This is a genomic window from Blautia intestinihominis (genome assembly GCF_040096655.1).
GTDB classification, from domain to species: Bacteria; Bacillota; Clostridia; order Lachnospirales; family Lachnospiraceae; genus Blautia_A; species Blautia_A intestinihominis.
Window position 1 is genome coordinate 44,026 of record NZ_JBBMEI010000018.1, and the last position, 11,497, is coordinate 55,522.

The window sequence follows — 11,497 nt, forward strand, 5'->3', positions numbered from 1 at the left end:
CAAGCAGATTTTTAAAATTTTTTATATTTTTGTATTTATATATATTGTTTATTCTTTTAACTCCTGTGTATGGACCAGAGAAGCATAGATACCAGCCTCCCTCATCAGCTCCTCATGTGTTCCTTTTTCCACGATCTGACCCTGCTCGATCACCACAATCTTATCCGCATTTTTTACTGTAGAAAGTCTGTGAGCAATAATGATCGTTGTCCTTCCGACCGCAAGCTTTTCGAAGGTTTCCTGAATCTTTGCCTCTGTCACACTGTCAAGTGCTGAGGTTGCCTCATCAAGAATAAGCACCGGCGGATTTTTGAGAAAAATACGTGCAATTGAAATTCTCTGTTTCTGCCCTCCGGAAAGGAGTGCTCCTCTCTCTCCGACATTCGTATCAAACCCTTTTGGCATCTCCATGATGTCATCGTAGATTTCTGCCATCTTTGCGGCTCTGATGATCTCATCCATCGTTGCATCCAGCTTTCCATATCGGATATTTTCTGCAATACTGTCCGCAAAAAGAAATACCTCCTGCTGCACAACACCAATGTTTCTGTGCAGAGATTCCTGCGTTGCTTTCCTTACATCCATACCATCAATTGAAATACTGCCCTCTGTGACATCATAAAATCTTGGGATCAGCTGACTGAGTGTTGTCTTGCCTCCGCCTGATGAGCCGACAAAAGCAATCGTTTCACCTGGTTTAATATGAAGAGAAACATCCTGAAGCACCTCCTGATCTCCCTCATAGGCAAACCCGACATGTTCAATATCAATTCTTCCCTCCACATTCTGAAGCTCATCTGCATCCGGATCATCCTTCAAAGCCGGTTCTGTACGCATCAGCTGCACAAATCTGTGAAGACTGGCCGTTCCGTTTGCAATCAGTTCCACAGTTGTCGAAAGCTTCCTTACCGGATTCACAAATGTAGAAACATACAGGCTGAATGTGATCAGATCAATGATATTCAGCTGCTCTGACATGATCAGTGCACCGCCAACTGCGATCACGATCACAGAAAGAATGCACATAAAAAATTCCATCACCGAATTAAAAAGTGCCATTGCCCTGTAAAAATCCGCCTTGGAATCACGATAACTCAGATTCGCGGAGTCGAATTTATTAAGTTCCTTTTCCTCGTTTGCAAAAGCCTTCGCTGTACGAAGTCCGGAAAGCCCGGATTCAAAATCTGTATTGATAGATGCCATCTCTTTTTTGACATTACGCGAAGCATTCTGCATAGAGAAACGACATTTCCACACAACCAGCAAAAAAATCGGAATCGTCACTGCGATCACCAGTGCCAGTTTCCACTGAATCGTAAACATAATGATGAGCGCACCAATGATCGTCACTGCCGATATAAAAATATCCTCCGGTGCGTGATGTGCAAATTCCGTAATATCAAAAAGCTCCGATGTGAGCTGACTCATCAGCTGTCCCACACGGGCATTGTCGAAATATGCATAACTCAGTTCCTGGATATGCTGAAACAGATCATGCCGGAAATCCGTCTCCACCCGCACGCCAAACGTATGTCCCCAGTAAGTAATAATATAGGTAAAAACTGACCGCAGGATATACGCACAGAACACAACGACCATTACCGTCCAGAATGTCCTCCACGCATTATCCGGCAGCAGCTTGTACATACACCACCTAGAAATAAACGGAAATGCCAGATCTATTACTGCTATTGCCAGAGCACATACCATATCCAGCAAAAACAGCTTCCTGTGTGGTCTAAAATATGACAGGAATATCTGCATCTCACTTTTGTTTTTAAAATCTTTCTGGTTCATTTCTTATTGCTCCTGATTCTTATTTATTCTCTTATTTTAGCATAAATTCAAGTCGAACGCACGTAAAGATTTGGTACGTGATTCTGGTCAGCATAAGCTATTGAAATGTTTTAAATTTGGTGTTACAATTTGTCACATTAATAGCCACTATCGGAAATGTTCTCAAAATCAAGCCTATTCTCAGAGGAAACAAAGATGGCTATATTGTAACTTATAAAAATGTCCGTGGACGTAAAGCAGCCCTGAATACTCTGATCAATCTGGTTTGTGATAATATTATAAAACCTGAAGAACAGATTATCGGTATTGCACATGCCGACGCTTACGAAGATTCTCTTTATATCATGGATAAAATAAGAGAAAAAATCAACATACGTGATTTTATCAACACATCTTACGACTTCTGCACCGGAAGTCATGTCGGTCCTGATACAATTGCCCTTTTCTTTATCGGTAAAGACAGAGAACTGGTCCAGTCATAATTCTCCCCATATATAGCCGGGATCCTTTCGTATCCCGGCTATATATGGGGAGAATAAGCAATGGAAGTTAACCTTCAATTGCGATATAACCATCTTTTTCTTCAACGACTTTCAGTGCTTTCTTCGGAACAGAAAGTTTCAGAATGTCATCTTCACATTTCACATGTTTTCTGAATTTCATCCCTCGTCGGCATTACACGCAATGCTCCTTTTCTTGTTGTGATCACAGATGCTGCTGCATTTGCAAAAGTCAACATTTCCTTTAGTTTATTTTCATCTAAACCTTCCATTCCGTGTTCACAAATATAATGTAATACACAACCACAGAATGTATCTCCTGCTCCTGTTGTCTCAATTGTATTTTTCTGAAGGAACGGTTTTACTTCTACCATCGTTCCGTTATAGTATGCACGACTTCCTTCTTTCCCCATAGATACAAGAATCAACTGAATCTGATATCTTTCTCTGATCCAGTTTACCCCGGCAGTATAATCTTCTTCACCTGTCAGCCACTGAATCTCATTATCTGAAATTTTCAGAATATGACAGTGTGCTAATCCATATAATACCTGTTCCTTTGCCTCATCTAAAGAATTCCAAAGAGGTGGACGTAAGTTCGGATCAAAAGAAATAACTGCACCAGACTCTTCTGCAATACGGATTGCTTCTTTTGTTGCTTCACGTACTCCTTCATGTGTCATAGACAATGTTCCGAAATGGAAGATTTTTGTTTCTTTAATAAGTTCTGCCTGAACTTCCGTTTTATTCAACATCATGTCTGCTCCCGGATTTCGATAAAATGAGAAATCTCTGTCTCCATCCGGATAAGTATGCACCATTGCCAGTGTTGTATGGATTTCCTTGTCTGTACATAATCCTTTTGCATCAATCCCTACTTCTGTTATCACATCTCTCAGCTGTTCTCCGAAAAAGTCTTCACCTACTTTTCCGATGAATGCCGTCTTATGTCCTAGTTTCGTCAGCATTGCAAGTACATTGCAGGGTGCGCCTCCTGGATTTGCCTCAAAAAGTGGGTTTCCCTGATTACTTTTTCCATTTTCTGTAAAATCAATTAACAATTCTCCAAGTGCCACTACATCATATTTTTTCATCATATTCTCCATTCTGCCGCAAAAAACGACATTTCTTCTATCATTGATACTATGCTCCTATATGCAAAAGGGATTCCCGTTTCAGGAATCCCCTATCATTATCCATGCATCTTCAATTTCAATATAATTTTTGTCCTAAACCAGATTGTATTTCACTATATCGATTTTAGCTGCACCTTCAGCAAAGAATGAAATTCCTTTTGCCTCTTGTTCTGTAAATATAACAACAGACATAACCTGCTCACCGTCATTAATAAATATTTCAGCACTGAATCTATCCAAGATCACACGAAGCTTTAATTCATTGGCATCGCCATTTACCAGACACCTTCTCTGATGAACTAATGCTCGTTCGGTTCCTGAAAATTTTCTGTCAATTTTCAGGACAGACTCATCCGGGCGGAAACTTAATTCTGTATAAAACTTCTCATTTTGTGCAAAACGTAATACAAATTTCTTATACACATTTTCTTTATCTTCCGGACGTATCACAAGTTCCATATCTATAGTTCGTCCTTCGATTTTGTCTAATGTGATCGCATCATTATCTATTACTACATCGTTGTACTCAACTCTGTCTTTACGCATTGCATCGAGTTCTTTGATCGGAGTCTGATAAAGTCTTCCGTTTTTCACAGACACTTCTCTCGGCAGACTCATTTGCGCAAACCATTTTGAGTCATTACAACGATGAGCAGTCGTATCCCAGTTCTGCATCCAGGCAATCATAATTCTACGGCCATCCGGTGCAAGCAAAGTCTGCATTGCATAATAATCCATTCCATAATCGACGCTTTGTACTGTCTCTTCTTTTAAGGTATGTGTCTCCGGATCCATCTCTCCGATGATACATAAGGTCCCATTTCCATTATGGAACTCCAGTCCTTCCGGCAACATGTCCTGTGGACTTGTCAGAAGAACATGTTTTCCATCTAATTCGAAAAAGTCCGGACACTCCCACATCTTTCCATAACGTTTTTTATTTTCTGCCAGTACACTGACAAATTCCCATTCAAATCCATCTGCACTTTTGTAAAGAAGAATCTGTCCACTTCCATCTGCCGGACGGCTTCCGATCACACAATAGAAGTACCCATCTTTTTCTTTCCAGATCTTTGGATCCCGGAAATCCACTTTACTTGCACCTTCCGGCAAGTCTTTAGCTGTCAGAACCGGATTCTTTTCATATTTCTTATAATTTTTTCCATCTCCAACAGCCACTGCCTGTGTCTGAATATCCCTTGCCGTTCCATCTTCAAGCGTCTCCTGATCTACAGCAGTATAAATCAGCAGCTGTCTGCCGTCGTCCAGTTCTATTGCACTTCCTGAAAAACATCCTATCTTATCATAATCTTCATCCGGTGCCAGAGCTGCCGGAAGATATTCCCAGTGAAGCAGATCTTTACTTACCACATGGCCCCAGTGCATACTGTTCCAATGTGTATCATATGGATTATACTGGTAAAACAAATGATACTCTCCCTGATAGCAGGAAAAACCATTTGGATCATTCATCCATCCAACATATGGACTCACATGAAAAGCCGGTCGATCCTCTGCTTTTATCTGCAGCCCCTGTTCAACTTCATATTTTCTAGCCTTTTCTAACATCTCACTCATGAAAATTCTCCTGTTGTTTGTATCGTTATTTTTCTTCACTCAACGACTTCTGATACTCATCAAAGTATTTCTGTTTAATTGAAATATAATCAGAAAGTCCATACTGTTCCATTTTCTTCAGATAAGAATCCCACTCTTTTTCAATTCCGCCATTCAGGATCCAGTCTGCTTTCTTCTGTTCTGCATATTTTTTGATATCTGTATCATACTGAGATACTTTATTGGTATCATCAATGCTCATGAATACGTTTGGATAAACATATTTGCTGTTCATATCCTGTAAATAAGTTTCATGCATATTGTCCAGACGCCATTTTGCATCCTCTGGCTGTGTTACATAGACGTCATAATATTCATTCAGAACTGCAAGAGGACCATTTACAGATTGTGCTTCACGTACTTCTACCGGAGACTGATCCCCCAGATCCATGTGTTTCAGCATTTCTCCACCATCTTTATTGGTAGACAGTTCAAAAATGTTAAAGGAATCCTTCTCTCCATAAGTTCCCCAGTTATTCTGCGGTGACTGAAGTGGTGCATACATCTGATCGATCCATGCAGCAGCAAGTGCTGTGTTACGGCAGCTGGATGTAAGAACACATCTTCCACGATCATATCCACTTGTTTCACTGTTATTCTGTCTTGTAATGTTCCGCATACCATCTGGTCCTGTCAGAGCCGGCAGCATAACATAATCTTCATTATTATCAATATTGGCGATATCCCATGTAAAACAGAGACCATAGCGGTGATTCTTTCCTTTGGCAACATAAGTAGACCACTCTTGTGTAAATGCTTCCGGGTCAACCAGATCCTCTGTTACAAGTTTATGTAACCACTCAATACCTTCTTTGTATCCTTCCTGAACGGTTGTATAAATAACTTTTCCTTCATCCGTTACAGCGAAATGATCTCCTGTATCTCCATAGCCTTCTCCAAATCCATTGAGCAGAATTGCCGGATCCTGGTCACCATTATTGATGATAAATGACATTGGAATCACAGCACCTTCAATCGAAAATTCTTTTTCAAGCTCATCTGCATGATCACGGAATTGAATCAATACCTGTTCCAGTTCATCTGTTGTTGTCGGAATCTCGAGTCCTAGATAATCCAACCATTTTTTATTAATATACGGAATATCTCCGATTGCCTGAATGGCTTCTTTCCCAGAACCAAGCTGTTCAATCCATGGGAAGGAATAAATATGTCCATCTGGTGCGGTGCACATTGTCCTGTATTCTGGATATTTTTCAAACACTGCCTGTAAATTCGGCATATATTTATCTATCAGATTTTCCAGCGGAATGATAATCCCCTGTTTTGCATAACGCAGCAGATCATAATCACTCATTCCGGCATTGAATAATCCATCTGGCAGATTTCCAAATTGTGCAAGCGCCAGATTCTTCTTATCAGAGAACTGATCCGATACAAAACAAGTCCAGTCAATATGAACATTGGTCTGCTCTTCCATTCGCTGAAAAATTACTCGTTCATTCGGATCCTGTGTTGATGTAGCCGGTGCACTTGTAATAAAGGAAAGCTCTGCAGTTTCCTTTAATGGAAACTGCACCTCTGATACAGGTGTACCCGGATCAATTTCAGCCTCAAGCTGCTGCTTTTTTCCACATCCTGCAACTCCCACCATCATCGTCAGGGACAGTACAATTGCAAGCAATGCATTTACTTTTCTTTTCTTCATATCTGTATCGTTCCTTTCTTATTAGCCTTTTACCGATCCGACCATAATTCCTTCATCAAAGTATTTCTGGAAGAATGGGTACATTACTAACAGTGGTAAACTTGATACTACGATCGTTGCATATTTCAGCTGTTCTGCTACTTTTGCCATTTCTGCTGTACTCTGAATATCAGCGATCATTCCAGGCTGTGGTGTATTCTGTACCAGGATGGAACGGAGTACCAGCTGTAATGGCTGAAGATTTGCATCATTCAGATAAATCATTGCATCGAAATAACTGTTCCACATTCCAACAAAAGACCAGAGTGCCAGTACTGCAATGATTGGCTTACATACCGGAAGCATGATATTAAAGAAATGCTGGATCTCATTTGCACCGTCAATCGCAGATGCTTCTCTTAATTCTGTCGGGATTGACTGATAATAAGTTCTGGCAAGAATCATATTCCATACATTAAATGCTCCTGGAATCAGGATTGCCCACACTGTATTAACCATGTGCAGCTGATTGATCAGGATAAATGTAGGAATCATTCCACCACCAAAGAACATTGTGATCAGGAAAATAACATTGAAAAAGTCTCTTCCTACAAATTCCTTCTTTGACAGTGGATACGCAGCCAGTAATGTCACAAAAACAGAAATTACTGCAAATGCAAGTGAATACAGGAAGGAATTCAAAAATCCACGCCAGATCATTTCGTTCTCTAATACTCTTCGATATGCGTCTAATGTCCAGTCCTTAGTGTTAAAACTTAATCCCTGGTTATTCAAAACAGTAGGATCCATAAAGGATGCGAGTACTACATAAATAATCGGTATCGCTATAGAAAGGACGAATAAACCAAGAATAGTAAATCCGATTCCAAGGATTACTTTGTCTGTCCTTGAATATTTTCTCTTTTTTTTCTCCATCTCTTCTCCCTCTTTTCTATAATCCTTCTCCATCATTCAGTTTCTTAACAACCCAGTTCACAAAGATCAGCAAGATAACATTTACAACTGAATTGAAAAGACCTACCGCTGTCGAATATCCATAGTCTCCATTCAGAAGTCCAATACGGTATACATATGTAGACAGGATTTCTGATGCCGGAAGGTTCATATCTGTCTGTAAAGCATAAGCTTTTTCGAAACCAATACTCATGATATTTCCAGCCTGCAAAATAAACTGAATTACAATGATATTCTTAATTGCCGGCAATTCTACATACCAGATCTGCTGCAGAAGATTCGCTCCATCCATGATGGCTGCTTCTTCCAGCTCCTTGCTGGCATTCGCCAGTGCTGCTGTGTACATGATAGATGCCCATCCTGCGGTCTGCCAGATTCCACTTGCAATGTAAATTGTCCGGAATGCAGAAGGCATTGTCATCCAGTTTGTACTGATTCCTAATACTTTATTCAGTGGGCCTACAGGAGATAAAAGCATACGAACCATACCACAAAGCACGATGACTGAAATAAAGTTTGGCATATAGATCAAAAGCTGCACTTTCTTCTTAATTCCGGTCTTACGAATACGATTCAGAAGCAATGCAAGAATGATTGGAACCGGAAATCCCCACAGTAATCCATAGATACTCAATTTCAACGTATTCATCAGATAGTTCATAAAATCTGGTGAAGATAAGAATCGTCTGAAATACTCAAGCCCTACCCAGGGACTACCAAGAACTCCTTTTATTACATTGTAATCTTCAAAAGCAATCAGAAGACCTCCCATCGGGAGATACTTAAAAATAATTGTCAGTAAAAGTCCTGGCATCAGGAAAAAAAGATATAACTGCCAGTTTTTCTTCACATAAGTCATCTTTTCTCTCCACGTTCGCTTGCTTACGGACTTTGCTTGATTTTGCATTCTTTTCATGCACTTCTTCCTCCATTCCATTGATTTTATGAGAACCGGTTACGTAACCGGTTATTTTATGATTTAATATTACTATATCCATTTCTTTCTGTCAACACTTTTGTACACTAAAATAACCGGTTACGTAATCAGTTATTTTATCGTTGCGTTTTTCCATCAAAATTGCTATACTGAAAAATATTATTAACCATCAGCCATCATATTGAAGGAGATTCAACTTTTATGAGTAAAAAGAAACAGGTAACTTTTGCAGATATTGCGGAATACACCAATTTTTCAAAAACTACAATATCAAGATACTTCAATCATCCTGATTCTCTTACTTTGGAAAACCAGGAAAAGATTTCACAAGCTCTTGACACACTTGGATATAAAAAGAATAAGCTGGCAAAAGTTCTGGCAAATGGAAAAAGTGAATTTATTGGAATCATTGTTCCGAATCTTTACCTGCACTATTATTCTGAGATGCTGACACAATTCCTTTCCAGCTACCGTGATTATCATTATAAGTTTCTTGTTTTCGTCAGCGAAGATGGCGCAGAAGAAGAACAACAGTATATTGAAGAACTTCTGTCTTATCAGATTGAAGGACTGATTGTTTTAAGTCACACTCTTCCCTCTGAGAAACTCGCTTCCTACCAGATTCCTGTCATCGCAATTGAACGCGAAGCAGAGCATATCAGCAGCGTCAATACTGACAACTATATGGGAGCACTTCAGGCTACTTCTCTGTTGATTCGAGATAAATGTGATATATTAATTCACATAAATGTCAATGTGAATAAATCCGCCCCGGCTTATGACCGAATCCGGGCCTTTCAGGCAACTTGTGAAGAATATCATGTGCCATATGATATAGATTTGAGTGTAAAAGGTGCTTCTTATCATGAGCTTTTAGATGTAATCCGAGAGATTTTCAATAAGATAGAATCAAAATACCCCGATCAAAAAAAAGGTATCTTTCTTGCGAACGATACCTATGCTAATATGTTTCTTAATTTAATTTTCCAAAAATACGGGACATTTCCTGCCACTTACGAGATTATTGGATTTGACAATTCTCCGATTGCCAGCGAGGCAATCCTTCCGATCACAACCATCGGGCAGCAGATCGATGTGATTGCAAAAACTGCCATGGATCTTCTGGTCCAGCAGATGGAGGAACAGAAAAAGCGTGTTCCCAAACCATTGGGTGAACCCATCCATAAACAGATTACACCTATATTAATTCGCCGCAGTACAACAGAATAATTTATTTTTCATGTAAAAAAGGCCGGGATCCTTTCGGATCCCGGCTATATATGGGGGGAGAATAAGCAATGGAAGTTAACCTTCGATTGCGATGTAACCATCTTTTTCTTCAACGGCTTTCGGTGCTTTCTTCGGCACAGAAAGTTTCAGAATACCGTCTTCATATTTCGCATGGATATCTTCTTCACTGACTGCATCACCAACATAAAAGCTTCTGCTTAAAGTACCAGCATAACGTTCACGTCTGATGTAGTTGCCCTTCTTATCCTGTTCATCTTTATCAAGACCTTTGGCTGCTGACAGTGTCAGATAACCATCCTTCAGCTGAACCTTGATCTCGTCTTTCTTAAATCCCGGAAGATCCACATCCAGTTCATAGCTGCCGTCTGTTTCACGGATATCTGTTTTCATCATGTTCTGTGCATGTTTACCATAAAGCGGATTCTTCTTGCCCCAAAACTCATCGTTAAACGGGAAGTTCATCCAATCATCATCAAATAAGTTTTCTCCAAAAATACTAGGCATTAACATAAGTCATCTCTCCTTTTATGATAAAAAATCTATATACAAGTCTTTCGACTGTTGCCTGCAAATCTATATTTAAGGGTACTGCCCGAAGTCTCCGGGCAGCACCACGAGCTTTTTAGCGGTCAGATATTGTCTGACGGGAATCTGATCAAATCAATTACTGATTATTCAATGGTAATATATTTCGGATCATTGGAAACCGGTTTTGCTTCTTTCTTCGGAACAAACAGTTTCAGGATACCGTGTTTGTATTCACCTTTGATGTCTTCCTGTGTAACATCTTCACCTACATAAAAGCTTCTCTCGCATGCTCCTGCATAACGTTCACGTCTGATGTAACGTCCTGTCTTCTTGTCATCCTGCTCTTCATCAAGACCTTTGGCTGCACTGACGGTCAGATAACCATCTTTCAGAGCCACTTTAACTTCCTCTTTCTTAAATCCAGGTACATCAATGATCAGTTCATAACCTTCCTTGGTTTCTTTGATATCTGTTTTCAGAAGGTTCTGTGCTCTGTGCCCATACAGCTTCTTCTCTGCTTTCTTCTCATCTTTGTCATCGTAATAGAACGGTGTAAAGAAATCATCAAATAAACTTTCTCCAAAAATACTAGGCATTAACATAAGTCATCTCTCCCTTTTCTTTATAATCTATATCAACTAACTTGTTAAGTACTGAACCCGGCTGGTATGGAGGATATCTAAGAGATTTTCTTTCAATCTTCTTATCTCTTTATCCCTCTTCCTTTGTTCTAGCTGTAATATAACACTTATTGTTAGCACTGTCAAGAGGTGAGTGCTAATTATTTTGTGAAGATTTTGTGAACGCTACGAGCCATGCAAAATGGTGAAAAAAGACGCCCTGCTAGTTTACTTGCAAAGGCGTCTTTTTTGCTATTTTATAGGGCGACAGCCCTACAGCAAGGGAATTCTTTCCCGAGCTGTGCATGGCATAACATTCTCTTTCGCACTCGATTTTCTTGGTTTGACCACATTTTTACGACAAATTCTTGGAAAAATATATTTGTCTGATTTTCTTACTACTCCTCATCTCTTTTATTATTAGATTTCAGGCATACTTGCTATTTTCTTCTATTCAGCCTTCCCCTCCGGGAAAATAATTTTAAACACAA

General features: G+C 39.7%; 10 protein-coding genes. 2 read left to right on the forward strand and 8 right to left on the reverse strand.

Annotated features, from left to right (window positions below; genetic code table 11):
* Positions 1–48: 48 nt before the first annotated feature.
* On the reverse strand, positions 49–1,797 hold the full coding sequence (locus tag WMO75_RS07380; protein WP_302700786.1) for an ABC transporter ATP-binding protein: 1,749 nt from the start codon (positions 1,795–1,797) through the stop codon (positions 49–51).
* A 119-nt stretch (positions 1,798–1,916) separates the two neighbouring features.
* On the opposite strand from WMO75_RS07380, the gene WMO75_RS07385 reads away from it, so the two are divergent.
* A complete protein-coding gene (locus WMO75_RS07385; protein ID WP_227222347.1) occupies positions 1,917–2,279 on the forward strand; it encodes a DegV family protein in 363 nt (120 codons plus the stop codon).
* Between the two features lie 152 nt (positions 2,280–2,431).
* Here WMO75_RS07385 and WMO75_RS07390 read toward each other — a convergent pair whose 3' ends face one another.
* The 5 genes from WMO75_RS07390 to WMO75_RS07410 form a co-directional block, all read right to left on the reverse strand.
* Positions 2,432–3,391 carry a carbohydrate kinase family protein gene (locus tag WMO75_RS07390; RefSeq protein WP_118697282.1) on the reverse strand — a complete coding sequence of 320 codons (960 nt, stop codon included), beginning with the start codon at positions 3,389–3,391 and terminating at the stop codon, positions 2,432–2,434.
* 135 nt (positions 3,392–3,526) lie between these two features.
* Positions 3,527–5,011: a glycoside hydrolase family 32 protein gene (locus WMO75_RS07395; protein ID WP_302700787.1), complete on the reverse strand. Its 1,485-nt coding sequence runs from the start codon at positions 5,009–5,011 to the stop codon at positions 3,527–3,529.
* Between the two features lie 25 nt (positions 5,012–5,036).
* Complete coding sequence (locus WMO75_RS07400) at positions 5,037–6,716, reverse strand: type 2 periplasmic-binding domain-containing protein (protein ID WP_118750214.1); 1,680 nt, start codon at positions 6,714–6,716, stop codon at positions 5,037–5,039.
* A gap of 21 nt (positions 6,717–6,737) precedes the next feature.
* Complete coding sequence (locus tag WMO75_RS07405; protein WP_227222322.1) at positions 6,738–7,631, reverse strand: carbohydrate ABC transporter permease; 894 nt, start codon at positions 7,629–7,631, stop codon at positions 6,738–6,740.
* 16 nt (positions 7,632–7,647) lie between these two features.
* Positions 7,648–8,586: an ABC transporter permease gene (locus WMO75_RS07410; RefSeq protein WP_227222321.1), complete on the reverse strand. Its 939-nt coding sequence runs from the start codon at positions 8,584–8,586 to the stop codon at positions 7,648–7,650.
* Between the two features lie 222 nt (positions 8,587–8,808).
* On the opposite strand from WMO75_RS07410, the gene WMO75_RS07415 reads away from it, so the two are divergent.
* Positions 8,809–9,837: a LacI family DNA-binding transcriptional regulator gene (locus tag WMO75_RS07415; protein WP_349077881.1), complete on the forward strand. Its 1,029-nt coding sequence runs from the start codon at positions 8,809–8,811 to the stop codon at positions 9,835–9,837.
* Between the two features lie 75 nt (positions 9,838–9,912).
* Here WMO75_RS07415 and WMO75_RS07420 read toward each other — a convergent pair whose 3' ends face one another.
* Positions 9,913–10,368 (reverse strand): Hsp20/alpha crystallin family protein, encoded by a 456-nt coding sequence (locus WMO75_RS07420; RefSeq protein ID WP_227222319.1) that lies wholly within the window; start codon positions 10,366–10,368, stop codon positions 9,913–9,915.
* A 161-nt stretch (positions 10,369–10,529) separates the two neighbouring features.
* Positions 10,530–10,988 (reverse strand): Hsp20/alpha crystallin family protein, encoded by a 459-nt coding sequence (locus WMO75_RS07425; protein WP_118699090.1) that lies wholly within the window; start codon positions 10,986–10,988, stop codon positions 10,530–10,532.
* Positions 10,989–11,497: the final 509 nt, after the last annotated feature.